A 26,714-nucleotide genomic window follows, 5' to 3' on the forward strand; every position below is an offset into this window, starting at 1 on the left:
CCGGCTGACCGAAGACAGGCCTTTCCCTGATGGCCGTAGTCAGGCGTCACCTGCCGCTCGTTCAGCGCCTACCGCGCTGAGCCATCCACCTGCTGCATCGAGTCGTAGCAGTCGAGCCGCTGAGACGGTTTTCCCCTGGATGTCGGCGTCGCACGATCACCGATTGATGTCGCGGCGGTTGAACCAGAACGCGCCCGCGGCGACAAACAAGCCGGCAGTCGCCAGCAGGATCGCGGCGTCGGCCCACTGCACGCCGTGCCGCAGCGGCTCACCGCCGATGTAGTAATGGAACGGCGACACGCGGCGGGCGCCGCCGATGCCGAGCTGACCCGCAAAGGCGTACAGCGCATACGCGAGCACGCCGATCACCGCCGTCACGATGAAGACGAGGGCGCGGCGGCCGGTGGCGGCGCCGACACCGATCGCCAGCGCGCCGAAGGTGACGGCCAGCAGCGCCAGTTGCAGGCACTGGGCGGCGAACTGGGTGACCGAGATGCTGTCCAGTCCGGCCGGGCCGCGGATGGCCAGCATGCCGGCGCACACGAGCGCGGCCAGGCCGAATGCCCCGGCGGTCAGGGCGGCGAAGCGTTGCAGCAGGAACGCGGTACGGCCGATCGGGTACGCCAGCAGCAGGTCGAGGCGGCCGGTTTCTTCGTCGGCGGCGGTGGCGCGGGCGCCGGTGGCTGCGCCGTAAAACATGGCGATCAGCGGGAGGATGAGCCCGAAGACGGAGGAGCCGAGGTAGCCGGCGGCGGAGGTGAGGTCGTCGAGCCGGAACGCCTCGCGCATGACCTCGGGGTAGTTGGCGACGGCTTGGGCCATCTGCCCGTCGGCGAGCTGGGGGTAGAAGGAGGCGTACATGACCCCGGCCAGCGTGGCGCCGACGGACCAGCCGATCAGGACCCGTCGGTCGTCGGACAGGGTTTTGGTGAACACGTCAGACGGCACGGTCGGCTCCGGCGTAGTAGGTGTGGAACAGCTCTTCCAGGGCAGGTTCGGTGGCCAGGATCCCGGTGACGGTGTGCCGGCTGGTGGCGGCACGCAGCAGGGCGTCCGGGGAGCCGGTGAGGCGGCCGCGAAGGACGGTTCCGGTCACGGTGAGCTCGTCGAGGCCGGGCACGTCCGCGAACTCGGTGGCGGTGACCGGCTCGGCGAAGGTGATCTCCACCGTGCGTACGGCGGTCGAGCGCAGCGCGGTGACGGTGTCGATAGCGACGAGGTGGCCGTCGCGGATGATGGCGACACGGTCGGCAACGGCCTGGACCTCGGCCAGGACATGGCTGGACATGAAGACCGTGGCCTCGCGGTTCGCAGCTTCGGTGACCATCTCGAGGAAGGTCTGCTGCACCAGCGGGTCGAGGCCGGAGGTCGGCTCGTCCAGGATCAGCAGTTCGGGTTCGTGCATGAATGCCTGCACCAGGCCGACCTTCTGCCGATTGCCCTTGGACAGGCTTTTGATCCGGGCGGACTGGTCGAGGTCGAGCCGTTCAGCGAGGGCGTCGACGCGGGCTGTTGGCCGGCCTCCGCGCAGGCCGGCCAGGAACCGCAGGCAGGATCGGACCGTTTGGCGGCCGTCGACGGTGAAGTCACCCGGCAGATATCCGACCCGCCGGCGCAGGGCCACCGCGTCGGCGCGCGGATCGAGGCCGAGTACGCGGATGTGGCCGGCGGTCGGCCGGATCAGGTCCAGCAGCAGCCGGATGGTCGTCGACTTACCGGCCCCGTTGGGGCCGATGTAGCCGAGCACCTCACCGGTGTGCACGCGCAGGTCGAGACCGGCCAGGCCGCGGCGGCTGCCGTAGGTCTTGGTGAGGTTGTCGAGCACGATCGCGTCGTCGTCCATACCCGTCACCGTACTGAAGTTTCAGAAATCTGTGAAGTATCAGAGTTCTCAGTCGAGGGGTAAAGTGTGTCAGGTGACCGACGACCTGACCGGCGCCGCCGAGCACTTCGCGTTGACCCTGACCCAGTACGGGCTGCAACGGATGACCGCCCGCGTCATGGCTGCTCTGCTGTTCACTCAGCAGGACACCATGACCGCAGGCGAGATCGGCGCCCAGCTCGGCGTCAGCTCCGGCGCCATGTCGGGGGCGCTGAAGAACCTGACCGAGCTCGGCATGATCGAACGGGTTCCCGCGCCGGGTAGCCGCCGTGACCACTTCCGCTTCCGTGACGGCGCTTGGGCAATCCTGATGTCGAAGCAGAATATGGCCCTGACCTTGATGACCGAGGCCGCCGATGAGGGCATCAAAGTCGCCGGACCGGACACCGTCGCCGGTCACCGACTCGCGGACATGCGCGACTTCTACGCCTACATGCTCAGTGAGATGCCGGCCCTGATCGAACGCTGGCACGCTCGCACCACCTGACACCGGGGTACGCCTTGAGCGACGATGCCGTCACGTCGAGCGTTCCAAACGACCATCGGATGGTGCGCTGGACTCGCTGCGGATGTGAACCAGCAGGTCGCCGGTCTCAAGCACCATGGCGGCGTCGCCGCCCAGGGGCACTACCTTGCCGCGACGGATCAACGCCACGACCAGCGCTGACAACTGCCGGGGATTGCGTCCGATTTCGTCACGATGTGCGGAGCGCATGGCCAGAGCCATGCCATGCCCGGGGGTGAGCAGGTCCTCGACCACGTCGACCAGGGGCGGGGCGGTGGTGGTGAGGCCGAGGAGACGGCCGGCTGTCGCGGCCGAGACAATGACGTGGTGGGCGCCGCTCTGCTTGAGCAAGGCGGCGTTCTCCTGCTCCCGCACGGCAGCGACGATGCGAACCTGCCCGGCGGTCAGTTGCCGGACCGTGAGAGTGATCAGCACCGACACCTCATCGGTGTCGGTAGCGATGATGACCGAGCTGGCGTTCTTGACGTCGGCTTCCAGCAAAATCGCGGATCGGGTCGCGGACCCCTCGACCGCGACCAGCCCGTCCATGGTGGCCTGCCGCAGCCCCGCCGCGTGGTTCTCGACCACGACGATGCGCGCCTTGTGGTGGCCGTTCTCCAGCAGGGCACTGACCGCGGCACGGCCCTTGGTGCCATAGCCGCACACGATCACATGGTCTCGCAACCTTCTCCGCCACCGGCCGATCCGCAGGTTGTTGCGGTACTGGTCAGTCAGGACTTCGAGGGTCGTGCCGACCAGGATGATCAGGAACACCACCCGGGCGGGGGTGACGAACACGACGTTGATCAGCCGGGCCCGTTCGGTCACCGGCGCGATGTCGCCGTACCCGGTTGTGGACAGAGACACGACGGTGTAGTAGAAGCAGTCCAGTAGGGTCAGCCCGTCCTCGTTGGCGTCACTGTAGGCATCGCGGTCGAGATAGATCACCGCAACTGTCACCAGCACCAACGCCAGGGCAGCGGCCATCCGGACGGTCAGCGCACGCAGCGGGCCTTGCCGGACCCGGGGAAGAACGATCACTGCCGGCCTGCCTGCACGGTTGTCACCTTAACCCCGGCTACCGCGGATGCGGGCCGCCGCCGCTGCTTCTCCGCGAGCCACTGATGTCAGGTGAGGTTGGCGAAGGCTTCGACGTGACGGGTCTTACCGGCGACGATGAGGATGTCGCCGGCATAGACGGTGGTGTCGGCGGTGGCGTAGGTGAAGTCCTCACCCGGTCGTTTGATCGAGACAACAGTGATCCCGTACTTGGAGCGCAGCGCGGCGTCGGCGAGGCTCTTGTCGAAGGCTTCCTCGGGAGCACGGGTCTTGATCAACGCGTAGTCGTCCTCGAACTCGATGAAGTTGAGGATGTGCCCGGTGACCAGATGAGCGACGCGTTCGCCCATCTCGTGTTCGGGCAGCACCACGTGGTGGGCGCCGACGCGTTGCAGGATGCTCGCGTGCTGACGGTTGATGGCTTTGGCCCAGATGTTGGGGATGCCGAGGTCGGCGAGCAGCCCGGTGGTCAGGATGCTGGCTTCCAGGTCGGTGCCGATCCCGACGACGGCGTGCGCGAATTCGTGCACGCCGAGCTGGCGCAGCACCTGCTCGTCGGTGGTGTTGGCCACCGCGGCGTGGGTGAGCTGGTCGGCGTAGCTCTGCACCACCGAGGCGCTGGAGTCGATGCCGACGACCTCCCATCCCTGGCGCATCAACTCCAAGGCCAGGGAACTGCCGAAACGGCCCAGGCCGAGCACGGCGATGCGGTTGCTGGTGGCGCCTTTCTTAGCCAACGATGGGTCGCTCCTCAGGTCGCTCGTAGCGGCGGGTCCGTTCCCGCAGCGCCAACGCGGCCGCGGCGGTGATCGGGCCGAGCCGGCCGATGAACATCAGCACGATCAGGATGACATGCCCGGCCGTGCCCACATCGGCCGTGATCCCGGTCGACAGACCCACAGTGCCGAACGCCGACGTCACTTCGAACAACACCTGATCCAGCCGGAACGGGGTCAGCGCCAGCAGGGCCACGGTCGAGGCCGCCACGGCGGCGACGCCCAGCAGCGCGACGGTCAGTGCCTGCCGCTGCACCCCGGCCGGCAGTTTCCGGCCGAGCGCATGCACGCTCGGCTCGCCCCGGATCTCGGCCAGGATCACAAACCCCAGCAGCGCGAACGTGGTCACCTTGATCCCGCCCGCCGTGCCGGCACTGCCGCCGCCGATGAACATCAGCACGTTGTGGATCAGCAGAGTGACGTCACTGAACTGCGCCACGTCCAGGCTGTTGAATCCGGCAGTACGCGGCATCACCGCCGTGACGAACCCGGCCAGCAGCTTTTCCGCCACCCCGAGCGGACCCAGCGTCCCAGGGTTGGACCACTCGCTGACGGTGATCGCCGCGAAGCCGCCGGCCAGCAACACCACCGTCATCCCCACCGTAATCTTGGTATGCAGCGACCACCGGCGAGGAGTACGAAGCTCGCGGCGTAATTCGAACAGCACCGGGAATCCCAGGCCGCCGATGATGATCGCGGCCACGATCGGCAGGCAGATCAGCGGGTCACCGACAAATCTCATTAACGAGTCGGAGAACAGACCGAAACCGGCGTTGTTGAACGCCGACACCGCGTGGAACACCCCCAGATAAGTCGCCCGCGGCCAGTCGTAGCCGTAGCCGGCAGCGAACCGCCACGTCAGCACCACAGCCACGAGCAGCTCGACCACCAGGCTGATCCGCAGCACCCCCAGCACCACCCGGCGGACCTGCCCGACCCCCATCGACTTCGTCTCGGCCTGGGTGCCCAACTGCAGCCGCATCCGCAGGCGACGAGCGACCAGCAGACCGAGCAGCGCCGCAAGGGTCATGATCCCGAATCCGCCGACCTGGATCAGTCCGAGGATCACTGCCTCACCGAAAGCCGACCAGTAGGTACCGGTGTCGACTACCACCAGCCCCGTCACACACACCGCGGACGTCGCCGTGAACAGAGCGGTGACTGTACCGGCGCTGCGACCACTTTCCGTGGCGAACGGCAGAGCCAAGAGCCCGGAGCCGATCAGTACCGCCGCGGCGAATCCGAGCACCACCAACCGCGCCGGATGCCGGAAGTTCTGCGCCCACCACGCCCTGACCCGCCCCGGCGCCCGCAACCGCCGCACCACTGCCCACACCGCCTGCCACCCGGAGCGCAACCGGCGACCGGCCCTGACCGGCCACCGTCCCAAAGCGGTGGCCGACTCTGGCCCGCTCAACGGCATCCAGGCCAGCAGCGCGACGCCAAGACCAAACGCGAGGAGCATGCCGGCGATCAGCAACACGCCCAGCAACAGCTGCCCCGCGGTGGAATCCATCCCCACATGATCCCTGCCGTCGCGGCAGCGATGCGTTCAGCCCGCCGCCGAATGGACTGCTCGACTGGTCGCCCATCGCAGCACATCGATTCATGACGTGAACCCATCGCCCACCCACGATGCTCCGGGAGCGTCGGTTACGCCGCCGAGGAAGGCCGCCGTAACGCGGCCTGGCGCTGGTCCACCCGCTGCACCGCGGCGCGCAACTCAGGGGCCCGCCTGGCGTGGGCTGCGGCATTGGGCGAGCCGGGTCCGTGCCGGTGGAGCATGTCAGTGAGACGTTGCTCGAGATTCATGGTCACACCGTTGGGCCCGACGGTCTGATCGGCATAGATCAGCGCGTCGGACACCGGTGACTGCTCACACGGGAACTCTTCGAGTTGCTCGGCCAGGCCGCGAGTGTCGGCCAGGTACCGGGCCGCGGAGTGATGAGCGACCAGGACGGCGATCCGCGGTGGCCAGCCGGTCACGGCCAGGTGGCGGGCGCCGTCGAGGGGATGGAAACCGGTGTCGCGCAGTTCGGCGGCGTACCCGATGTCGTGCAGCCACGCCGCGATCAGCAGGGCCTCGCCGTCGGTGCCCGAGCCGACCGTGTCCTGGACCTGCTCGGCGCGCCGCGCCACCCCGATCGTGTGTCGCCAGCGCTCCGGAAGGTCCACCAGCAGCGTCTGCGCGAGGTCACGGGCACGGTGAACATCTCCCCCAGGGCCAAGAACACCGGTCACAACCTCACCGTAACCGCACAACTACTCCTACGGGTGAACGAAGGGTGTCTCTGGGAGTCACGCCGCTCCCGCCCTGCCGACAGGCACATGCGGAAACTGCGCTACAGCCGACGCAGGACGTCACCGAACCGCACGTACAGCTCCCAGCGGCCGAACTTGAAGCCGCCGCGCCTGCGATTCACGTTATATGGCGCAGGCGGTGCCAAGGAACACCGGCAGCGGTCAGCCGCTCGGCTATGAGCATCGAAGCGTGATCGAAGAACACAGCGACGTGGTGGTCGTCGCCGAGATGGCAGGCCGCGGCGAGCGTACCCACGTTGATCGGGTCCAACCCCTGCACGTCGCCCAGTTCCACGATCAGACGAAGGGGCCGAGTTTGACGGATGGCCCGCACCAGCGTGCGGCGCAAGCAGACGGCCTCCGCAGCGTCGAGGATGCCGTGCGGACGGATGACAAGAGTGCCGTCGGCACTGGTGGTGACGTCGACCGTGGCGGTCGTCATCGCGGTGGCCTTCCGTTACCCGGCGTTCTCCGAGACGTCAGGTTAGAAGGTGACCACCGGCCGGTCGAGTACCTACCGAGAAAGTTCACCAGGTCACAGCAGGATAACGACAGCGACGGCCATTGCACCGGCGAACAGGCACCACGCGAGACCCATCCCGGTCAACCGGCAATTGAGCGCAGCATCACGGACTGCCGGCTGCCGCAGACCCAGGAAGGGGGTGCTGCCCAGCAACAGCGCGAGCGCCGACGACATCGCCGATCTCAGCCCCGCCTACACCGCGCCAGTCACCAGTCCACGAACGCGACCCAGACCGTCACCGCCCGGCGACGCCAGCTGCGCGCCATAGCCTCCTAAACATCCGCCAACGAGTTGCAAACACTAAATGCGGGCCCGAATGGAGAAGCAAAGCCATCAAAGCGACCCGCAAGGGGCCTGCTCCGGCGTCGCTTAGCAAATGACAGAGCCCTTAACTCGCTTCCGGTATCTTCTCGGATCGAGACGTAATCAGCACTGAATCAAGATCGACAACGGGCTCCGACGAGGCTTTCGCGCGCTCCCCGACCCCCACACTGCCAGTTCGAACTTATACAGCCTGTGACCTGCACGTTTGTAGGTAATGCCTGGTCAGAGGGTTTTTGAAGTGCTGGTTCTTACGCTCAGTAGGAGCCGACATGCCTCCTCGGTGTTCGCATGCGTACACCTGTTCGGCCTACCTTCCTGGGCATGGCATCTATGAAACCGCGTGGGCGGTCTTACGAGGTTCGGTGGCGTGCGGGTCGCAAGGGCGACTGGCAGACATGCACCTTCGCTACCGAGAAGCTGGCGCGAGCGGCCAAGGATCTCGCCGAGGCGCGTCATCACAGGATCAGCGACACAGACGTGTACGCCGCGCTGCTGGGCATCGACAGGGTCGACGACGAGCCGGATGACGAGCAGAGGGAGGAGGTGGAGCGCAGTCCGACGCTTGGCGCCTGGGTGGATGAGTGGCTGACGCTGAAGGTCGACGTTGCGGAAAGCACCCATAAGGAGTACGCCCGCATGTTGCGGGGGCGGGTGGTGCCCGTCTTGGGTGATCTGCGGGTGGATGAGATCAGCCGGGAAGAGGACATCGACCCGTGGAAGGTGAATCTGTCGGCGGATCTGATGCCGGCCGGCGTGCAGAAGCACTGGGCGGTGCTGAGCATGGTTATGCGAGATGCGGTCCCGCGGTTCCGACCTGACAACCCGCTCGACCGGCAGCCGGGGCATCGGAGCAATGGGCTGCCGAAGGTCTACAAGTACAACGCGTGCTTCCTGTCGACCGAGGAGGCCCGTCTGCTTGTCGCTGCGTGCCCGGACGCGATCCGTGATCTCGTGCGGGTGGCGTTGGGTACGGGAATGCGGATGGGCGAGATCTTCGGTTTGCAGGTTGGCTCTGTGGAACTGCGGGGCGAGCGGCCGGTGATTTACGTCGAGCAGACGTTGCGCCGTGGCGGCACATTCGCTGAGCCGAAGTCGGAGCGGTCGAGGCGGTCCATCTTGCTGCCGAAGACGGTTGCCGCGTTGCTGGCCGACCGGGTCAAGGGCAAGCGTCGCGGTGATCTGGTTTTCACTGCTCCCGGAGGTAAGCCGTGGGACGCGAACAATTTCCGGTCAAGGTACTGGGATAAGGCCGTTGCGGCGGCTCAGCGGTGCGCAGCTCATCCGCCGACCCCGGCGAAGGTCGGCAATGGCAAGAAGGTGCGGCGAGTCAGCGACTTGGCCGTTTCGTCGTGCGAATGCACGACCCGACTGCATCAGCGGCCCCGTTTCCACGACCTGCGTCATTCGCACGTGGCGTACCTGATCGACGCCGGGTGGGATTTCTTCGTCATCCAGCACCACATCGGGCACGCCTCGATCAAGACGACCTTTGATGTCTACGGGCACCGGCTGACGCGCGGGGACAAGGCCCGCCTGAAGGCTCTTGACGAGCGGCTCACCGACGGGAAGGTCACGGACATGCAGAGCGCGAAGAAGGGCCGCAAGAAAGGGGCGAAGAAGTCGAAGGGCAACATCTCGCCCTTCATCGAGGGGATGGGCGAGGCTGCTTGACGTAGTTCCTCCTCTGGGGAACTTGTCGCGGCTAATGATGCTGCGCGCCGGCCGGTCAACGTAAGCGATCTTTCCGGGCAGGCTTGCGCGCAGCTCACTCGGCCCTTCGTTGGTATTGCGCGCGCCCGAACGAGCTTCGGGTTCCATAATGGAGGTATGGGCATGAGCGGTAAGCAGCTCCCGCGGCAGGGGGCACACGACGCCGTGTGCTTGCAGTGCCGTCGCCTCGATCAGTTGGTGAGCGTGCCGGCGGCGGTACGCGCCGGTCACTCGACGGGAGTGGTGCGTGGCAGCGTGACCGGCCGGTTCGGCTACGACGTTCCTGTCACCGGTCGGGTGTCCCAGGTCAGTGGGTTGGCTCGTGCCTTGGCCGCGCCGAGGCGACCACGTGCCGCCACTGGGCCGGCCGTCGTCTTCGGCGGCTGCGCCCTGCTGGTGATGTGGAACCTGCTGCTGGCGGTGTCGGATCCTGCTGACGGTACGGCGTGGTTCGGGCTGGCCTTCTTTCTCGCCGTGGCCGCTGGCAGTGGATGGGTGTTGCGAGCACGGCAGCGCCGCCTCCAGTGGATGGGTCCGCTGGTCGACGAGGCGGTCGGGCTTTGGCGGCGGTCGTGGTACTGCCGCCGGTGCGGCGTCGTCAGCGTCTACGGTTCTGGTGTGCCGGTCACCGTGGCGGCGAGCGGCCTCGGCTCTGCGCTGATTTCGGTGGCTCAACAGCGCCGTCAACGGCAGGCACAGTCTGCGCCGCCGTCTGCGCGTGTTCTGCAATAGCCCCATCTGGCAGCGTCTGCCGCGGTTACAGAATCTCGGGCGGCGGCGACTTATACGTCGCCACCCGGCCGCGTTCGGGCCCTCTTTCCTGGTCAGTACCGGTGGCGGCCCACTGAATGTCGGCACGTCACGACTATGGTTGATGTTGATACTGCAACGACCGAACAGGTCGTGAAAACAGGAGTGTTGATTCATGGCGAAGCAAGTCATTACCATCCTGACGGACGATCTCGACGGCGGCGACGCCGATCGCACCGTGGAGTTCGGGCTCGACGGGGTGAACTACACCATCGATCTGTCGGAGAAGAACGCCGGCAAGCTCCGCAAGGTCCTCGACCCCTACCTCGAGGCGGCAACCCGGATCGGCCGGGGGACGGCAGCCGGCCGTGTCACGTCCCGCACCGCCGCAGCCCAGCCCAGCAGGGCTAGCCGTGATCAGAACCAGGCGATCCGGGAGTGGGCAAAGAAGAACGGCCACGAGGTCTCTGACCGGGGCCGGATCCCGACTGGTGTCGTCGAGGCATTTCACGCGTCTCGCTGAGCTCAGCGGGACAAGGCTGTCCGGGCCGGAGGAGACGAGACGCCGTTGCGAATTCCACGGGGGGAGAACTCGCAACGGCGTCTCAACGAGAGTAGTCGATGCCATGGACTTCAGCTCGGTCGTGCTGGGGAGCCCTCAGTTGGTGGTGGCATCGACAGTACGTCGCGTTGGGCGACGCGCAGCTCGTCGGCAGCGCGGTCTGTTCCTCGTGGTGCGACCCTGTCGATGACGTCCCAGGCGGCGGTCAGCGCGTGTTCCAGTTCGCTGATTCGCGTCGCGTGTTGGCGGCGGACTGCCTCTCGGACCTGTTCGATACGGCGCATCCACCCGGCTGCGGCATTTTCCGTGTGGGTCTTGGGTGCCGTGGATGGCTCGTCGCTGAGTACCGCGCTTGCCGGGACTATCGCGGCGGCGGGGCGCCCTTGATCGGTGACTACCGTGACCTGGCCGGTCAGGGACGCCAATCGTAGGAGCTGCATGAACCGGTTCCGCGCCTCGAGCATCGGCAGTTCGATACGACGACGGCGTGGCATCGGTACGGCGGGTTCGGCCATAGGCTCATAGTGACGCGAGGCTATGACATTTTCTTGTGGTCAGCGCCGCCTCGGCGGACCGGGGCCGGTTGGGTCTTTTGCCAGTCGGCGCAGTGATCATGATGGACCTGCGATGCCGTTCCGGAAGGTGAGTTGGGCGGTTATCCCGCCTGCCGGTTGCGGATCTTGGGCCAGCGGATCTCACCGAATGAGGCATCGAGGATCTCGTTGCGGGGGGTGACAACGCCGGCGCGTTGCTGCGCGGCGTTCAGAGCTGCTGTGGGGTCAGCGATCAGGTGCCGTGATCCAGCGGTGAGGTCCTGAAACACGAGGCCGGTTCGCTCCGCGGCGGCCACAGCGACGAGATTCTCCAGCTGGGTGAGCGAGACGACCGCTGTGGGGAACGGCATTGCCCCGATCACCTGTCCGAACATGGTGTGGTTGGCCAGGTATAGCGGCTCTGGTACGACGATCAGACCGCGGACTGCCCGGTCCTCTGATGGCGGTGGCAGGCTTGCGAAGGCGTCGTGCGCGCTGCGCCACAGCTGGTAGGTGGTGACGAGTTGGTCCTTGGCTTTGACGAAGTCACGGCGCAGGCGCTCGGCGTAGCTGATGGGGTCGAGACGCTGGTCCATCCGTGGACGCAGGCTTTTGACCTCGACGAAGATCACCTGGTCGGGGTAGACGACGATGCCATCGACGCTGGATTTTTCTGCCTTGCCGTCTCGGTAGGTAATTTCGCCGAAGACGGTAGCTCCCGCCTGGTTGAGCAGGCTGAGTTGTTCGACGGTGTATTCCTCGTTCACGTGCCCGAGATCGGTGGCGAAGGCGTTGCCGTACCGTTCCCAGCCGGCGTAGTAGAGCGCGGCCATGGAGAACCGGCCAGTGACGAAGGCCGGTTGCGGGGCCAGGCCGTGACCGTCTGGCAGGGTGATGAACGGGGCGTTGACGAGCGGGTTGAAGTCGTGTTGCCGCAGCTCCGGACGTGGGTGGCGACCAGCCTTGGCCAGCTTTCGGAGCGAGGCAACCGGTGCGCTGAGCCGGGTGTCGTACACCCGCAGGATTTCTTCCTTGGGCACGGTCTCGCGGATCGGCGCGAAGTGAGGTTGATCCAGCCAGGTCGGATCGAAGGTGCCTGCGTTGGTCATCACCGCGGCCAAGAAGAAGGGGGCCAGGTCGGTGTACGTGTCAATGTCGACACCGAGAAGTTCGGCGATCACCGCGTCGCTCAAGACCTGGTACTTCGGGCGCGGGAATGCTCGTTTCAACATGGGGCGCATCCGGGCGGTGTCCCCGAAGATCGGTTGTTGGTAGGGAAACTGCTGGTAGCTGGTGCGCAGCATGAAGCCTGTGATCGTTTCCTCCCCGACGCTCGCGTTGCCGTTGAGCGAGAGCGGGTCCTCCAGGTCGATGACCATGGCGTCGAAGGCCCGCAGGGCCTGAAGGGTGGGCTGTTCTCGTCCGGTGACGTGGGCGCGACTCGCGAGGGCTTCGCGGGCTACGAGGCTGACCGCCCATGGCTTGATCGGATCGCGGACGTCGACGGTCTCGAAGGGGTGACTTTTTAACTGGGCGGTCGACGTGCGAGCGAGCAGGCGCAGCAGTGCGATGGGCCGGTATCGGCGGACCGCGCGCACGAACTCGTCGTAACGCACGCCAGTGCTCCGCTGCGGTACGCGCGGTACAGCGGAAACTCGGGAGCCGTTCGGGTGACCCGGCCGTTTCCGCGAAGAAGCCATAGCGGACATTGTGCATGCGGACCTCGGGCAGAGCGATCTACTTACCCTGCGTCCGGCGGAGCGTGGCTTCTTCCGCCCGGTGAGCTCGCGCCTGCGCGAGACGGCCTACCTGCTTTCAGCGACCGAGTTGATCACCGTTGCGGGACCGGTGAACCGGGGCGCCGACACCACGTACACACTCACTTTGACGATGTCGGAAGCTGGCCCGAGAGGTAGGCGGCGTCGCGGCGCGAGATGCGCCAGCCCTTGCGCTAACATGTGGAACGGCAGTCACGCCTGCCTGTTCCGAGCGTCGGCCACCCACGTTGGCTGATGCGTCGAGGCCAAGGTTCTCCGAATCGCGTTCCCGTCCGTGTGGTCGTGCATACCCGACGGTGAGGCTGACGTGGGGCGTCCTCGCCATCAAGGAGTGCATGATGACCCGGAACCGCCGTACCAAGGCCGCCACCAGGGAATACCAGGCCGCTAACGGCATCTCTTACACCGCAGCCAGGCGCGCGGTGACCGGCGCAGTCAGCGCGCCGGCTCGGCGGCACGCTTTTGCCTGGATTCCGCCTAGCGCCGGTAGCTCGATCACCCTGCAAGACGCTGCCGCGGTGGCGATGGAGTGGGCCGAGCAGCAGGCCGCGGGTGGTCTGCCCGCGGTGCTGGTCACTGACCTCAAGGGCGAGTACGCCCACGCGGCACCATTCACCCGGTACGCCGGCCGGCACATCACGCCCCGGTCCTCGCGGCTCACCGTCGAGCCTGGAGCAGTGATCGCACACAACCCGACGTACACCGCGCTCGAGCTGGCGATGACGACGGCCCGCGAGATACCGCTGGCCGTCGTCGGGCTGCTTCCGGCCCCGTGGTGGCTGGACGGTTGGGCGGCCGCGGTCGGCGCCCTTGACCTGTTGACAGGCGAGGTGACGGCCCTCGACCCGCGGCTGGACGAGCCGCTGCAGAGCATCCTGTTCTACGGCAACAATGGATACGCCCGGGGCTGGGGACGCGACGGCGCTCAGCGCGCTCTCGACGAGATCCGCGACGTGGAGCTGCTCGACCACGACATGATCGTCAGTGCTCTCGCCGGCCTGGGCATGCCCGCCAGACACCAGGACGTCATCTCCCAGATGATCACCAAGATGGTGCCTCGTGGCGCGGGCCGTGATCGCAGGCGCGACCCCCACGTCCGGCACCACAGCATCAGAACGCTCGCTGCCGGAGCGTGACGTCGGGGCCGGGCGGCCCGCCGGTGGCTCGCCCGACCCCGAGTCACCGGCGGCGTCTCCAGGCGAGACGGCCCGGGGCCAACCCCACCATGCGCGGGCGCTGCTCATCGCCAGCTCGGCTGTATCGGCCCCGACGAAGCCGGCCGCAGCCTCGCGAGGTGCGGCCGGCGTTCAGCGCGCCGACCGGCACGGCCACGCGGCCGGATGCGCCCGGTGGCGGCGGTACACACCCCTCGCCGCCACCGGGCGTCGTGCTTCAGCGTTTGCGGGGCCTGTTACCGCGCCGCGACGGGCGCGACCACCAGCCCTGCCACCAGGCGAGACGGTCCTTGGACTGCTGGGGGAAGACGATCCTCAGCCCGCTGATGATGGTGGCCAGCACGAGCAGTAGGACGACAGTCCAGGTCGGCAGGTCGGTGAAGGCGTCCATTAGGGGTACGCCGGTGAAGGACAGCGCGGGAGTCGACAGCGCAGGCAGTCGACGAAGCATGGTGAGCTCCTTGACGGCTTACGGATCCAAGCCTGAAGGAGACCCCTGGTGGGTCTGCTTCTGCTCGGATCGGCATGTCGCCTGGTCACCGTTCGACCTGCCCCCTCGTCTCGTTGCCCATTTCGGGACCCGGCGATGCATGTCGCGGTGCCGGTAGACGCCCTGCTCGGTCTAGCGCTCGTATCCAGATGTGGCTCCAGCATAGATCATCACGGCGCGGCTGCCGGAGCTCGGCTGCCGGAGGTGCTGATGTGACGGGTAGCGCCGACGCGCCCCGAGGTAACGATCCGGGCATACTCGACCGAAGGCCTGACTTGGTCCGGCCGCTCGAAATTTTTCAAGATTTATTGCCGGAACCCTCCGATCCGGCGCTTGAGGAGTAAGACAGCCGACGAGCGCCAAGGACGACCTACCCATGCAGACCGACAGCCCCACCCCGGATCCCGACGACGACGTGCTCGCCGACGAGACCGTCGATGTCGGCGACGAGCCGGGCACCGGCCACGACGACGGCACCGAACTGCTCCTCCTGGTCCCGCACGGTGATACTCGGAACGACTGGCCGCTCGCGGTCGACTGGGGTGATTCGGAGCTGCGAGTCGGGGACGACTGGGCCGCCAAGATCACCTCTGCTGTCGCGGCCAGGTATATGACCGATGACGATGCTGGGCAGGTGCGAGGAAGCTTCGCCTGTTCGACCGCCATCGCCTTCACCGGGCAGCTCGATGTCGACCTGGTTGTCAGGCTCACCCCGCCGGCTGACACCTTCCCGGGCGGTGGCCAGACCAGCCGGCTGCTCAACATGCTCAAACACTGGAGAAACACGGCGGACGGCCAGCCGGTCACCCGGGTTGAGCTGACGTTCACGAAGCCGAGACACAGCCTTCCCGCCAGGTGGTGGGAGGACCAGACTGCGCAGGCCGCGGGTTGGGTTGCCTCTCGTGCTGTCCGGGCAGCGCTGGAAGCGCGCGATGCTGTGGTCCGCGGCGACGGGCAGAGCAGCCACGAGGTCGTGGCCGGCTACGTGTCGCAGTGGCTGGGTTTCAACCCGACCGGAGCGATGGTCGAGGCCGCGGGCAACGCGCTGCTGCAGGCACCGCTGGACCCGCACGACCGGAGCCCGGACACCGATGTCGTCAAGCGGTTGCGCAGCGCCACGTTCAGGGAACGCCGGGCCTGGCGGCCGATCGGCGAGACTTGGCTTCGCGGCCGCCGCGTCGACGCGCTCGACCGTCCCCTTCGCGTGGTCACCGACAACGAGGCGCTGACCGTGGCCGACACGGTGGGCGCCGAGGACCAGAACGCCGCCGACTTGGACGGATGGCGCGATCACCGTATCGCGCGCGTGCTGACCCAATTGCGCGACGACGAGCGCGACGTGGCGATGATGTACGCGCACGACGCGATCACCACCTGGGGCGGCGCTGCCCGCGCCTGCGGCCAGCCGGAGGCCTTCGGCGAGCGAGTACGCCGCAAGCTGCTGCGGCTCGGCAATCGCCTCTCCGCCCGGCTCGCAGCGCAGGGTCCCTCGCCACGCGCGGCATGAGCCACGAAAAATCTTGCTGCGGATTGGGATTTAGTGCTTGTGCGGGCGGATCTGGCGCTCAGGGAGAGGGAGGAGAAGATCCGCCACCGAGCCGACGAGGAGCACGACCGACCATGACCGCACCGCACCACGACGACACGTACCGGCCCATCGCAGCAGAGCGCACCTCGACGCCAGAGCTGCGCTCGGCACCCTCACGCCAAGACCCCGACGCTGTATCCCCGGCCAGGAATGGCGGCCCAGTGCCGCTCCTGAGCGTGCGCACCACGGTGATCCTGGTGCTGGCGGCGCTCGTCGGTGTCGGTGCCGGCGTGCTCGCCGCCTTAGCCGGCCAACCCGTACCGGCGGCAACGATCGTCGGGGGCGGCGCTGCGGCCGCCGCGATCGCGTTGTTCCACTCCTTGATCGACCAGCGGTAGCCGTCGCGCAGAACGTACGACAGGCGCTGCCAGCCGAGCGACTGACGCGAACACCGGACGGCGTCTCACAATACGAGAACCTTAGAGGAAGGAATCCACCTCTTGAATCTCCCCTCTTGCCGACCACATAGCGTCGCACAGTAACAGTGCTTTGTGGTCGGCAAGAGGGAGATCCATCGCAAGATCAAAACCGCCGGAGGTGCCCGCGGATGCGTCACTCTGGGCTCAACCGAAACGGCGAAGGCCCGGCCACCGGGGATCCCTGACAAAGATCCGGTGGACGAGCCTCCACTGCTGAACTCTCTGGAGCGTGACACATGTGGGACGTCCCTGACCAGCCTTGGCTGATCCTGGCCCTGGTAGCGGCCGTGCCGCTCGTCCTGATCACCATCGCCGCGGTCATCGTGGCGATCCTGTCGCTGGCGGCACGCCGCCCCGCGACCCGCCGACATGTGCTGGCCGTGCTCAACGCGCTGACCACCTTCGCCCGAGTGCTGCGGGGCCCGCGGTGACCGCCGCGACCGAGCCGGTCGCCGAGGCGGCCGGCACCCGCGTCGCCCGGCTCAAGCGGTTGCGTGAGGCCCTCGACGGCGAGGACCGCCGCAGGCTGCTCGCCGACGGGGTTGCCGAACGGCTGGACCACCTGTGGCGCACCGGCGGGCGGGACGGCGCGACCGCGATGGGGTACCGACCCACGCACATCAGGATCCGAGCGCCGTTCGTCTACGCCCGCCGAGACGATGAGCGGGGTCCGGTGACGCCGCTGCTATTGCAGACCCAAGGCCTGCAACTGCGCCTGCAACTGCTGATGCTATTCGACGCGCAGTGCCGGCACAGTCCCGACACCCCGGTACGGAACCCGCGCAACATCGTCCGCCGCGCCGACGACCGGTACGCCGGCTGGCGCGAGCTCGTGCTCTCCGACGTGCGGCCCACGAAGCCCTACGGCGGCGACAACGCCCCACCCGGTATCAAGGCCGCGCTCCGGCGCCGGCAGATCATCGAGGCGCTAGCCCGACTCGAGCAGCAGCACCTAGTCGAGATCCCCCGGCAGCCCAAGGGCGGCCGCCGCTACGACGAGTTCCAGCTGCTGTCGGAGGTCGGCAGCAGCGAGCACCCCGACTACACGGTCCCCGCCCGGGGTGCGGTTTCGCTGCCGCGGGAGTTCTTCACCAACCTCTGGGTCTGGGTGCTCTCCGACGCCGAGATCGCCACCTACCTGATGCTGCGCTACATGCGGGCTCGCCGGCCACGCACGCACGAGGAGTCCGGGGTGTTCGTCACCTCCGGGTACCGGGAGACACTCTTCCGGCTGCACCGCTCCACCTGGCGCTCGGCCGACATGCTCTACCGCCTGCGGCTGGTCGACAAGATCCCCGCCGCGGGCCGGACCTTCCGCACTGGCAAGGTCGGCGACCCGAAGAAGCTGGCTGAAAACGCCCGCAAGCCGGTGGTCCGGTACAAGATCAACGACGAGGCGCTGCAAGCCAACGCGCTGAGCACCGCCTGGCAGGTGCTCACCGAACCGACCGAGCAGGACCGGCTACGCCGCGAGCACGGACCGGACGCCGGCAACATGGACCCCCTGATGGCGTCGTCCCTCGGGCTCGACGCGGGCTGAGCGGCGGGCGGTGACGCCGACGTCGGACGGTGACGCCTGGCTGAGCTGCTCAGCGAAGGGGCGCAGGGCCGCGGCGGAAGAGCCGCGGCTCACGCCGGCCGCCACAGATCCACGTCAGTGGGGGCCAGGTCGGCACGGATCCACGTCAGTGGGGGCCAGGTCGGCACGGATGCGTAGGTGCCGCACGGGATGGCGGAAGCGCCCCCGGTCGTACGCCTGGTCAACCACGATCTCCACCACCAGCAGCGGAGCGACCTGTAGGTATTGCCGCGGCTCGCGCCGGTCGAGATGGCCGATCCAGGCGACGGGCAACGGCTGCGGCCACGGGTGGACGCCGGTCGCGGCGGTGAGCACTCGGCCGATCTCCTGGCGCTGGCTCAGCGCGAGCGGCACGGTCCCGGCGACGTAGCGCAGCCGGCCGCGGCCGTCGAAGCGCCCGAGCAGCAGGGTCCGCGGGTCCTCGATGGCGCCGGTGACCCCGCCAACGATCGCCTCAACGGTGACCTTCCTCTTGTACTTCCACCAGGACGATCCCCGGCCGCCGACGCGATAGACCCCGGCCAGGTCCTTCACGACCAGGCCCTCGGCGCCGGTCACGCCCAGTTCGTCGAACCAGGTGCGGGCCAGCTTGACGTCGGAGGTCTGTGGGCACAGCGTCAGGGTGGGCGGCGCCTCGGCGAGCAGGTTCTCGAGTCGGGAGCGACGCTGGCGCAGCGGTAGGTCGGTGAGATCGTCGCCGGCGTCGGCGAGCACGTCGAACACCACGAGGTTCGCCGGCCGGGCTGCGGCTTCGCGCGCCAGGCGGCGCCCGGCGGTGATCCGGCCCAGTAGTGCCGGGAACATCGTGCTGCCCGCCTCGGTGTCGGAGACGACCAGCTCGCCGTCTACGACGGTGCCCGGCGGCAGGCTCTCGCGCACTGCGGCGACGACGTCGGGAAAGTATGGGGTCAGGTCCTTGGCCTGGCGGCTTTGCAGGTAGACCCCATTCGGCCGGACGAACGCCAGGCACCTCCAGCCGTCGTTCTCCAGACTGCCGGTGTCTCATAGCAGCTACGTATGCGTCAGCTGAGCTAGCTGTTTACCGGCGTTGCGTCTCAGCACTGGCGATGATGGACTCGCTCAACCAACACCTCGAGGCCGGACGGCGAGTTGCGTACAAATATTGCTGGGTTCTCCGCTTTGTCTGGATGCGCGCCAGACGATCCCTGAGGGGTGGTTTGATATCTTCGATACATGCCGAGGCCGAAGTCGCGACGAAGCTGGCCGCATTCGATTTTGCACAGTGGGCCAGCTTATCCGCCCGACTCCAGTCATCTCATTCTGACCGAGCCTGCTCCGGGAGAGCTTGTCGGCCCGCATCTGCTACGCACTTATGAGCAGGTTCTCAAACCGAGATCGGACGGCGACCCAGCGACGTTTCTTATTCAAGCGCATTTGACCGGCGGGGGAAATGAACTACAACTCCGCACAGGATGGGAACTGATACCGCAAATCAGCGCTGCCGCTACTCAGTTTGGCGCCAGCCATCTGCAGCCGCTCAGCGGACCGGACGGTTGGCGGACCCTGGCGGATCTTGCTGAGGCTGTTCGCGTGATGATGCGTCAGATGGCAGCCGATTACGACCCAGCATACTGGTATGCGCTCATCAAGCGGGCTGAGCCAATCTTGCTCACGCAGCATGCGGATATATGCAGGCGAGCCATTCCCGAAATTCTAGCTGCGGCTTATGCCTCACATCGCAGGTCCAGCTTGATCGGTTTCGTCACCGCTCCATGGCGAGTGGCGCATAACGTGATGGACGATCTCGGTCGGCTGATATTTCTTGGCCTACTAGTGTCTCACGTTGAGACCGCTAAGCGCCGAATCGGCAAAGGCCAAGAAGTCGCTCTCAATCACGAGACCTTATTCTCGCCAGTGTTTGACCCAAACACGCCGGTCGCGGCGGCGATCGACCTATACGACGCTCGCGCCCGGGCCAGCCCGGAGGGGCAAGCCGCCATGCTCGGTGCCTACGGAGCGTCGATCGGAACAGCTGCTGGAGAGTGGCCGATAGTCATGTGGGGATCGTTGCTGTTCGATGACGCGCTGCGCGGGCCACTGGTGCACCAGGCACTCCGCAACTGGGATCCGATTTTCCCTATGGTGGCAAACCTCAAGCAGGTCGTTCCCGCGGCATTCCTTCCAGGTAGTGCCGGCTTGACGGCCGAGGCTCAGGCCGTGGCTGTGTTCCTCAACGCTTATAGCGAATTGGTCATTAACCACAAAGCCGCCTTGCGGTTCTCCCGCCATGCTTGGTCAAGATTCGGATACGCCGTCCGTACTCGCCACGAGTTTGAGCGAGCTTTTCGCAAGTCCGCCGCAGTTCACCCGGCTCTCTCTGACGGATGGGTAGCCGGTAGCTTAAACGACGCTATCCAGTACCTTTTCAATGAGAAACTGATCCTCGAACTCGGGAAGCGGCATCTCATCCTGAACGGAGCAATGGCGTCCTCAGCACTCGCTCTTTCCTTCCACCGACCAGCCGAGGGTGGCGAGGCGAACGTCTGGGCCGGCGCTTTCGAAGACGAGGTGCAGCAACTGATCGACATGACGACCTGGCGACCTCCGGAAGATTTCCGGACACTAATTCGCCGTGACATCAACATCAACGGCAAGCGAGTCACTGACATCGATGCAGTTGCATATTACGACGGCGTACTGCTGCTTATTGACTGTAAGTCCTATAAGAACACTGACCGGCTCGCAGCCGGTGAATATTCGGCGGTCCTGACGCTACGCCAAAAGGCCGAAAAAGCAAGTGCCGACTGGGCTCGCAGGATAGAGGCCATCAGCCATAACCGACATAGTCTCCCGGTTCGGATTCCGAAAGAAGTTTCGATTGCCGGGGTCGTAGTGGTGCCGTTTACGCCTTTCCTCCTCCCTGGGGCGGCGACCGAGACCGTAGTCGGCGGTCTCCGCGCAGTGAGTACTGTCGGGGAGCTAATGCTATTTCTGACTAGCGTCCGTATCACCTAGACCGATCTTCGAGGGCTAGCGAGACACACATGTGTCTCTGGAGAACCGTCGAACTTGACCTCATACGCGCAGCCGCCGCGGCACATCCGCGGTTCGGGTAGCTCGGCCACTCCGACGCAGCGCATCGGCTCGATGGGCGGGCTAAGCACCTCCCGAAGCTAACGATCATGGTGCGCCCGGCGTGACGGAATGACCATTTCGTACCGGTCGCACGCTTGGACCGCGGCCGAACTACATCACTGTTCTTTGATCGAGGTTATTGCTGCTGAGCTGGGCAGAAGCGATCGTGGAAGGATCGGCGGGCGCTCGGTCACACGGAAGCAATGAGTCACTGAAGGTCACACTCACCCATGTGGTCCGGGGTCCGCCGCTTCGGTTCAGCGAATCGCCCGGCCGAGTGGGGTCAGGCGGGGTATCGCTCGGCGAGCCGGTCGAAGAAGGCGTTGAGCCGCCGTGGCGTGTCGGGACCGTCGATCAGTTCGGCGCCGCCGAAGCGGTAGACCTCGTAGCCGGTCAGCTGTAGCTCGCGGTCCTCGGCCACCATCTCGGCGTACCGGCGAGGGCTGGCGCGGCCGTTGTCGTCGGCGTAGTGCTGCCGGCCGTCGCACTCGATCACCACTCGGACCCTGTGTGGCAGCAGCATCAGGAAGTCCATCCGCTGGCGCGGCAGCGGCGCCGCGCCGGGCCGGTAGTGGCTGCGCACGTGCGGGTCGTAGTGCAGGTATACCTGCGGGATCAGCGCCGGAATGTCCGGGCCCAGACGCAGGTAGCGGTCGGCGTAGGTGCGCAGGACCCGCCGCTCGGCATTGTTGTCGCCTAGGGAGCTGTCGAGCCGCCGGTACAGGCTTGAGGAGACGGCCCGATCGTCGGCGCCGGTCATGCCTTCCCGGTCGGCCCACCAGCCGGTCAACTCGGTCCAGGTCAGCCCGTGCGCCGCCAGCGGCCGGTCATAGACCAGGCAGTTGTCCACGTTGCGAGTGATGCGCAGGTCGTTGTTGAGCGCGTCGACCAGCACGATCTCGGGCTTGGGCCCGATCGCGGCGAAGATCAGGTTCTTCATGGTTCCGCGGACGCCGCCGCCGATGCGACGGTGGGCGAACAGCGGGGCGCCGCTGATGTCGTCGACCTGGATCAGCTCGTAGCCGTCGTGCACCAGTACGCCGTTGAAGAACTCGCGCAGCCGCTCGACCTCGGCCAGGTCGGTGCGTACGGCGGGGTGCAGCATCTCGGCGAGGAACCGCAGCAGCGCCTTGTCGCTGTCGGCCAGTCCGAACCGCGAGTCGTTGAAGATCCAGTCGTCGTCCCAGTCCTCGTTCATGACGCGGTGCTGGAAGACGTCCCCGGCCGCAGTGGGGTGCCGGTTGTCGTGGCTGGGCAGCTCGTCGAGATCGTAGAGCCGGGCGAGGAAGTCGGTCTCCGGCAGCGCGCCGCTCCAGAAGGTGTGCGCCGGGGTCATGAATTCCCGCAAGCCGTTCGGCACGGTGGCGCGCAGCCAGGCCATGCCGTCGAGCAGGCGCCGGCGGGTGACCTCGGTGATGTATCGGTCAGCGGCGATAGGAGCCTCCGGCAAGGGCATCGAAGGACAGGTAACCGGCGGTCGGTCCAGAGGTTGTCTTACCGCCCGCCACTGGGCGCTGCCCAATCGAACGAACAGGGTCCGCGATGGCTTGGGTAAGCGCAAGGCGTCGGCGCTTCACCCCTCTTGCTGTAGGGCCTCTCGGCCTTCAGCCATCGGGAAGAAGCCGTACCGGCCGAGCCCGTGTTGCTTGGTGAAGCGGTATACGAGCGCTGCCTCAGAAAGTTGCGCGGGTGGTGTGGTGTTCTCGATAACGATGGTTTGTGTTGCGGCTTCCTGGTCGAGATAGCGGTAGAAAGCCGCAGCAACGTCGGAGCTGACGTATTCGTTTTCGTCTTCGTTTTCGTTACTTCCCGCAACGTCCGGTTGGCGATACGTCACGAGCGGCGAGTCCAGAACGGTAAAGCCGGGATGCGGGAGATTTCTCTGTCGGCAATAAACGGCAAGCGCAAGGGTGAAGCTGGCATGGATTACCGAACGCATGCCTTTACCGCGCGTGTGCCGCGCTCGACCGTCCACAAGAAGGTCGTCTTGCTCGATGTCGAATGCCACGCTGCCGTTGGTTTCGATTCCCCACTTGTCGAGCAAATCTTTGATGATCTCCGCGAGAGCTTGCAGAGATGCCGGGCTTGGCCACTTCTTCGCAGCAGCGATCTCCTCTGGTTCGCCGAGTGCCGCGAATGTGGAGGCGAGCCGTTCAATCTCATCGATCTGCTCGTAAGTGGCGAGTGCCTGATTCACTTGCGCCTGCTTGGCGTACGCAGATGCGAGCTCCTGCTGACGTGGGGCGACCTCTCCCTCGAGTGCTATCACGGCCGCACGAGCTGCGCCTGTCCGCCGGGAAGCGTCGGCGGCAGCCGACTGCGTGATTTCGACCTGCACTGCCAGGTCCGCCAGCGTGAGCTGCAGGTCGGTCAGGAGGTCGCTCGTCTTCTGCTGCTCGGCTGCGACTGCCTGGGCGAAGTTTTCTGCCTCGGCGACGGCATGACCTGGTGGGGACTGGTGCTCTGCGGGTGCTCCACAGAATATGCAGACTTCGGACTCGAAGAAGCCAAGAACGGTACCCGCCTCTTGGACGGCCTCCAGCCTCGCTAAGTCGGACTGGTATTGCTCTTGTAGAAGTCCGAAGCGCGCCGTGATTTCCTGCATCTGCCCGATGCGGTGTTCCAACGCGCGCTGTTCGTCTGCCTTTTCATCTCGGTCGCGGATTAACGCATCACGCCGTGCGAGCACTTCGTCGATCGCGGGAGTCATTTCGGCAATGGTGTCGGTGAGCGCCTCCTGTTGCCGGCGGAGTTCTGGCGCAGGAGCGGAGCCTTCTACAGTCCGGTACAGTCCGCTTAGAACTTGCTGTAGGACCTCGTATTTGCCTTTACTGACTTTGCGGGCGTCGTCTGCGATTGCGGCTTCCAGGCCGGCGTCGTCTTCGCCGTCAAGCATGGCTCGTAAGAGTGAAAGCTCTAACGTTACATCACTCCTATTGTCAGTGTGGTACGGCGGTGTCAGCGCGACCATCTGACCCTCATGCACCACGAATAGCGGCGCCAAGGTACGCAACGTCAGTTCGTTTACTTGATTCTTAGCGTTTCTCCGCAGCAGCTTTCCGTACAGGCCGATGCGGTCAAGTAGGAATGCCGAAACAGTATTGGTGCGGTTTTTGGTGTGCTTTGCCTTGAGTTGCAGTGTAGCCGGGCTGGTCGGGATTTCTTTGAAGGCGCCCTCGTATACCTCGATGTCGCCGCCAGACAAGGCTCGGATGAAAGTGAGCTCCTCCTCGCCAACCTTAATTCCCAAGAGGAGGGACGAGTAAGGTTGCGACTCGCGGATGGAGCGTAATTTGGAGCTGCCCATCGCGAAGTCGATCGCGTCGACGATGAAGGACTTACCGGTGTCAGAAGCGCCGTAGATTACGGTGAGCGTTGAGCTGAAATCGACCGTTGCGGGCGGGACGTCAGTTCCGACAAACGTCAGATGGGTTAGTGCCAGGCCGGCCATTACTGGACCTCACTCGTCACTGGCGGGCGTACGTCTAGTTCTTCCGTCCAGCGCCCGAGTACCGCACGCAGTCTCTGTCGCATCGCGAGGTGGCTTTCGGCCGCGAACTCCTGCACGACCCATTGTGCGGTGTCAACAAGTCGCAGGACGTATGGCGATTCCAGGACATTGATGAAGGCTTCAGCATCGTCTGCAGCTCGGTATGTGATGCCGTCGGCGGTCATTACAAGGTCTACCATGTGCGCGCGCATCATAAGACGTAGCCCGTCCTCAAGAATGGTTCTTTTGAGGCCGAGTTCGCCGGAGCGCATGGGGATGTCTGGGTGGATGCTGGCCGGTCCGCCAAGGTCTCCGCTATGGACGAGGCTGTGGTCGAGTAGGACCAGGGTGTCGACATCGACGGTGCGGGGGTATGACGCCGTCAGCAGGATGACGGCTCGTAAGCCGACCTCGACTGGGCTGTTCAGCGGGCCTCTCATGCGCTCTTGCACCACGTGAGCTTGTCATCGTTGGCGAGCTGATGGCACATACCTCGTCGGTCGACGGTTGTTGCCACCAAAATTAGCGCATTGGAGGTTATCTGCAGTTCCCTCGAGGCCTTGAGGACTGCGTCCATGCGTTCATAACCCGAATCGTAGTTCGCGTCATGAACGTCGATTACTCCGTCGAACACTTCGTCTTGGAGGCCTTGGAAGGTTTCTCCAGGCACACTGTCGCGGGAAAAGGTTCGGAGCGCCTCGGCACTGTAGAAGGCGACCCGCTGCCGGCGGATATGGACACTTGCCTGCGGGTGCTGCAAGGCGTCGGCTGTGGAGGCGATCGTGGTTCCGTATTTTTCGCGGTGTACTTCTACAAGCTGTTCGAGATAGCGGTTCTCGCTGGGGTGTGGGTCGGCAGGAGGTGGAGCCACAGTTGGCCTGCGGGGAAGACCACCGCCAAACTCTCTGACGTATAAAGGAGTGCCTTCAAGACTGGCGACTAACTCTTTAAGGTCTTCGGTTTTAAAGACGCTGAAGTCTGTCGTTTCCGCAAGCTCGCGGATCCGCTCTTTCATGGCATCGTCCAAACCTGGCAGCAGCGGTGGCTTCGCGGCCAGCCTGGCGATGAATTCGGTCCTTAGCTGAGTTGGATTGTTTAATTTGTTGCTCAGTTCGGTACTACAGCCTCGCGGTGCCACGAACCGGTACTTACGGGGAAGGATATAGTGCTTGTTGATTACACCCTTGAGGATTTTAGCTATTTCAACACACGCATCTCCGAAGGCGAGAGACTTGCTGTAGCGCTTGCATTGGTAACAGTCCCACTCTCCTTCGTACCCCTGGTCTGTGACGAAGGCAGCGACGTCGACGCCATGGTCGTTGGCGCCGCCCAGGCGTTCCACCTTGGCGTATTTAGGAGCCAAGGTGGCGACCCACTCCTCGACAAACTCCTCCCATTGGCTCGGCTCGTACGAGAAGATCACCTGCCTAGGCGTCAGACGACGGCCCACGGTTACGTCAGTCACCGTCATCACTCCGGCGCCCGCGGCCGCCACGGGGGCGGCTGCAGATCCTCCTGCCGCCGATCGATCTTCGGCCAGCGACACCAAGCACCCCCGGGTACGTCTGCACGTGCGAACTGAGTCGCGAGTCCACACAGGGTAGCGGAGCGACCGCCCGCCGTAGAAGGGCGGAGTTTGGGACGAGCCGTCGGTGTGAACGAGGTGGAAGCTGTCGCCCGTGATGCGACTCATGAGGTAAGTGGCCTATACCAGCAGCTGGTCAGCCGTACTGTCGGAAGATGATCTCGCACGGTGCCATCTACCCTGGTGCGCTGCCAATCGCGGACGCTCGCGAGGACCTGGCCGCGGCTGCGCTCGAGGTTTTCCTCACCGCAGTACGCGAACGTGCTGTTGAGCTGGAGCAGGTTCCGATCCGGCATCGCGTTGCCGGCATCGACGGAAACCCGGTACGCGCGCCCGACGCCGATAGTGATGGCTGGTTCGCCTGGAACCTGCCGGTCTCCGACGGCACGACGGTGCAGATTTGCATTCCTGGCGTGGAGCTGGCACGCATGCGAGACGACCTCAGCACCGCTGCGCCATGCCTGTACGTCAATGCCAACCCGTGGGGATGGGACGCCGCCGTCGGGTCCGTAGCGAACGAAGGAATGAAGTTGAGGCAGTCGCCGTAGCCCACGATGGACTCCGCGGCATGGGATGTCAGGACCCCGAT

The 26,714-nt window shown here is 65.6% G+C and carries 27 protein-coding genes; 11 read left to right on the forward strand and 16 right to left on the reverse strand.

All coding sequences use genetic code 11. From position 1 onward, the window contains the following. Positions 1-156: 156 nt before the first annotated feature. Both AB0K03_RS35705 and AB0K03_RS35710 read right to left on the reverse strand, forming a co-directional pair. Positions 157-948: an ABC transporter permease subunit gene (locus AB0K03_RS35705; protein ID WP_364694689.1), complete on the reverse strand. Its 792-nt coding sequence runs from the start codon at positions 946-948 to the stop codon at positions 157-159. Beyond that, positions 938-1,843 carry an ABC transporter ATP-binding protein gene (locus AB0K03_RS35710; RefSeq protein WP_364694691.1) on the reverse strand — a complete coding sequence of 302 codons (906 nt, stop codon included), beginning with the start codon at positions 1,841-1,843 and terminating at the stop codon, positions 938-940. The genes AB0K03_RS35705 and AB0K03_RS35710 overlap by 11 nt, the downstream gene beginning before the upstream one ends. A gap of 73 nt (positions 1,844-1,916) precedes the next feature. Here AB0K03_RS35710 and AB0K03_RS35715 point away from each other — a divergent pair, with 73 nt between their 5' ends. Then, complete coding sequence (locus AB0K03_RS35715) at positions 1,917-2,369, forward strand: MarR family transcriptional regulator (protein ID WP_364694693.1); 453 nt, start codon at positions 1,917-1,919, stop codon at positions 2,367-2,369. Positions 2,370-2,399: 30 nt separating this feature from the next. Here the strand turns inward: AB0K03_RS35715 and AB0K03_RS35720 are convergent, their stop codons facing one another. The 6 genes from AB0K03_RS35720 to AB0K03_RS35745 form a co-directional block, all read right to left on the reverse strand. Beyond that, entirely contained in the window at positions 2,400-3,374 is a 975-nt protein-coding gene (locus AB0K03_RS35720) for a potassium channel family protein (protein WP_364694804.1), read from the reverse strand. A 140-nt stretch (positions 3,375-3,514) separates the two neighbouring features. After that, positions 3,515-4,183 carry a TrkA family potassium uptake protein gene (locus AB0K03_RS35725; protein ID WP_364694694.1) on the reverse strand — a complete coding sequence of 223 codons (669 nt, stop codon included), beginning with the start codon at positions 4,181-4,183 and terminating at the stop codon, positions 3,515-3,517. Next, entirely contained in the window at positions 4,176-5,738 is a 1,563-nt protein-coding gene (locus AB0K03_RS35730; protein ID WP_364694696.1) for a potassium transporter TrkG, read from the reverse strand. The genes AB0K03_RS35725 and AB0K03_RS35730 overlap by 8 nt, the downstream gene beginning before the upstream one ends. 137 nt (positions 5,739-5,875) lie before the next feature. Beyond that, on the reverse strand, positions 5,876-6,463 hold the full coding sequence (locus AB0K03_RS35735) for an HDIG domain-containing metalloprotein (protein WP_364694698.1): 588 nt from the start codon (positions 6,461-6,463) through the stop codon (positions 5,876-5,878). 178 nt (positions 6,464-6,641) lie between these two features. After that, on the reverse strand, positions 6,642-6,965 hold the full coding sequence (locus AB0K03_RS35740) for an STAS domain-containing protein (RefSeq protein WP_364694700.1): 324 nt from the start codon (positions 6,963-6,965) through the stop codon (positions 6,642-6,644). A gap of 93 nt (positions 6,966-7,058) precedes the next feature. Further along, the gene (locus tag AB0K03_RS35745) at positions 7,059-7,220 is read right to left on the reverse strand and encodes a hypothetical protein (RefSeq protein WP_364694701.1); all 162 of its coding nucleotides are present in this window, start codon (positions 7,218-7,220) and stop codon (positions 7,059-7,061) included. A gap of 471 nt (positions 7,221-7,691) precedes the next feature. Here AB0K03_RS35745 and AB0K03_RS35750 point away from each other — a divergent pair, with 471 nt between their 5' ends. From AB0K03_RS35750 to AB0K03_RS35760, 3 genes are all read left to right on the forward strand, one after another. Beyond that, entirely contained in the window at positions 7,692-9,041 is a 1,350-nt protein-coding gene (locus tag AB0K03_RS35750; protein ID WP_364694703.1) for a site-specific integrase, read from the forward strand. Between the two features lie 162 nt (positions 9,042-9,203). Further along, positions 9,204-9,812 (forward strand): hypothetical protein, encoded by a 609-nt coding sequence (locus AB0K03_RS35755; RefSeq protein WP_364694705.1) that lies wholly within the window; start codon positions 9,204-9,206, stop codon positions 9,810-9,812. A 193-nt stretch (positions 9,813-10,005) separates the two neighbouring features. Then, a complete protein-coding gene (locus AB0K03_RS35760; protein ID WP_364694707.1) occupies positions 10,006-10,353 on the forward strand; it encodes an Lsr2 family protein in 348 nt (115 codons plus the stop codon). 110 nt (positions 10,354-10,463) lie between these two features. Here AB0K03_RS35760 and AB0K03_RS35765 read toward each other — a convergent pair whose 3' ends face one another. Together AB0K03_RS35765 and AB0K03_RS35770 are read right to left on the reverse strand one after the other, a co-directional pair. After that, positions 10,464-10,907: a type II toxin-antitoxin system prevent-host-death family antitoxin gene (locus tag AB0K03_RS35765; protein ID WP_364694708.1), complete on the reverse strand. Its 444-nt coding sequence runs from the start codon at positions 10,905-10,907 to the stop codon at positions 10,464-10,466. A gap of 140 nt (positions 10,908-11,047) precedes the next feature. Continuing rightward, positions 11,048-12,541 (reverse strand): hypothetical protein, encoded by a 1,494-nt coding sequence (locus tag AB0K03_RS35770; protein ID WP_364694710.1) that lies wholly within the window; start codon positions 12,539-12,541, stop codon positions 11,048-11,050. Positions 12,542-13,221: 680 nt separating this feature from the next. On the opposite strand from AB0K03_RS35770, the gene AB0K03_RS35775 reads away from it, so the two are divergent. After that, positions 13,222-13,839 carry a hypothetical protein gene (locus AB0K03_RS35775; protein ID WP_364694712.1) on the forward strand — a complete coding sequence of 206 codons (618 nt, stop codon included), beginning with the start codon at positions 13,222-13,224 and terminating at the stop codon, positions 13,837-13,839. 256 nt (positions 13,840-14,095) lie between these two features. Here the strand turns inward: AB0K03_RS35775 and AB0K03_RS35780 are convergent, their stop codons facing one another. Further along, the gene (locus AB0K03_RS35780) at positions 14,096-14,329 is read right to left on the reverse strand and encodes a hypothetical protein (protein WP_364694713.1); all 234 of its coding nucleotides are present in this window, start codon (positions 14,327-14,329) and stop codon (positions 14,096-14,098) included. A gap of 415 nt (positions 14,330-14,744) precedes the next feature. On the opposite strand from AB0K03_RS35780, the gene AB0K03_RS35785 reads away from it, so the two are divergent. From AB0K03_RS35785 to AB0K03_RS35800, 4 genes are all read left to right on the forward strand, one after another. Continuing rightward, the gene (locus tag AB0K03_RS35785) at positions 14,745-15,875 is read left to right on the forward strand and encodes a hypothetical protein (protein WP_364694714.1); all 1,131 of its coding nucleotides are present in this window, start codon (positions 14,745-14,747) and stop codon (positions 15,873-15,875) included. Between the two features lie 113 nt (positions 15,876-15,988). Further along, the gene (locus AB0K03_RS35790; protein WP_364694716.1) at positions 15,989-16,294 is read left to right on the forward strand and encodes a hypothetical protein; all 306 of its coding nucleotides are present in this window, start codon (positions 15,989-15,991) and stop codon (positions 16,292-16,294) included. Between the two features lie 317 nt (positions 16,295-16,611). Then, positions 16,612-16,806 carry a hypothetical protein gene (locus AB0K03_RS35795; protein WP_364694718.1) on the forward strand — a complete coding sequence of 65 codons (195 nt, stop codon included), beginning with the start codon at positions 16,612-16,614 and terminating at the stop codon, positions 16,804-16,806. Further along, positions 16,803-17,915, forward strand: a complete 1,113-nt coding sequence (locus tag AB0K03_RS35800) for a hypothetical protein (protein WP_364694720.1) — start codon at positions 16,803-16,805, stop codon at positions 17,913-17,915. The genes AB0K03_RS35795 and AB0K03_RS35800 overlap by 4 nt, the downstream gene beginning before the upstream one ends. A 114-nt stretch (positions 17,916-18,029) precedes the next feature. On the opposite strand, the gene AB0K03_RS35805 is transcribed toward AB0K03_RS35800, so the two are convergent. Then, the gene (locus tag AB0K03_RS35805) at positions 18,030-18,944 is read right to left on the reverse strand and encodes an ATP-dependent DNA ligase (protein WP_364694807.1); all 915 of its coding nucleotides are present in this window, start codon (positions 18,942-18,944) and stop codon (positions 18,030-18,032) included. A gap of 204 nt (positions 18,945-19,148) precedes the next feature. On the opposite strand from AB0K03_RS35805, the gene AB0K03_RS35810 reads away from it, so the two are divergent. Beyond that, the gene (locus AB0K03_RS35810; protein ID WP_364694723.1) at positions 19,149-20,930 is read left to right on the forward strand and encodes a hypothetical protein; all 1,782 of its coding nucleotides are present in this window, start codon (positions 19,149-19,151) and stop codon (positions 20,928-20,930) included. A gap of 403 nt (positions 20,931-21,333) precedes the next feature. Here AB0K03_RS35810 and AB0K03_RS35815 read toward each other — a convergent pair whose 3' ends face one another. The 4 genes from AB0K03_RS35815 to AB0K03_RS35830 form a co-directional block, all read right to left on the reverse strand. Then, a complete protein-coding gene (locus tag AB0K03_RS35815) occupies positions 21,334-22,506 on the reverse strand; it encodes a hypothetical protein (RefSeq protein WP_364694726.1) in 1,173 nt (390 codons plus the stop codon). A 117-nt stretch (positions 22,507-22,623) separates the two neighbouring features. Further along, positions 22,624-24,501 carry a hypothetical protein gene (locus AB0K03_RS35820; RefSeq protein ID WP_364694729.1) on the reverse strand — a complete coding sequence of 626 codons (1,878 nt, stop codon included), beginning with the start codon at positions 24,499-24,501 and terminating at the stop codon, positions 22,624-22,626. Then, positions 24,501-24,992, reverse strand: a complete 492-nt coding sequence (locus tag AB0K03_RS35825) for an ABC-three component system middle component 2 (RefSeq protein ID WP_364694732.1) — start codon at positions 24,990-24,992, stop codon at positions 24,501-24,503. The genes AB0K03_RS35820 and AB0K03_RS35825 overlap by 1 nt, the downstream gene beginning before the upstream one ends. Continuing rightward, positions 24,977-26,005 (reverse strand): ABC-three component system protein, encoded by a 1,029-nt coding sequence (locus AB0K03_RS35830; RefSeq protein WP_364694735.1) that lies wholly within the window; start codon positions 26,003-26,005, stop codon positions 24,977-24,979. The genes AB0K03_RS35825 and AB0K03_RS35830 overlap by 16 nt, the downstream gene beginning before the upstream one ends. A gap of 275 nt (positions 26,006-26,280) precedes the next feature. Between AB0K03_RS35830 and AB0K03_RS35835 the strand changes: the two genes are divergently transcribed. Continuing rightward, positions 26,281-26,673, forward strand: coding sequence for a hypothetical protein (locus tag AB0K03_RS35835; protein ID WP_364694738.1), 393 nt, complete (start codon positions 26,281-26,283; stop codon positions 26,671-26,673). Positions 26,674-26,714 lie beyond the last annotated feature (41 nt).

It is taken from the genome of Actinoplanes sp. NPDC049316, assembly GCF_040677315.1.
Lineage (GTDB): Bacteria > Actinomycetota > Actinomycetes > Mycobacteriales > Micromonosporaceae > Actinoplanes.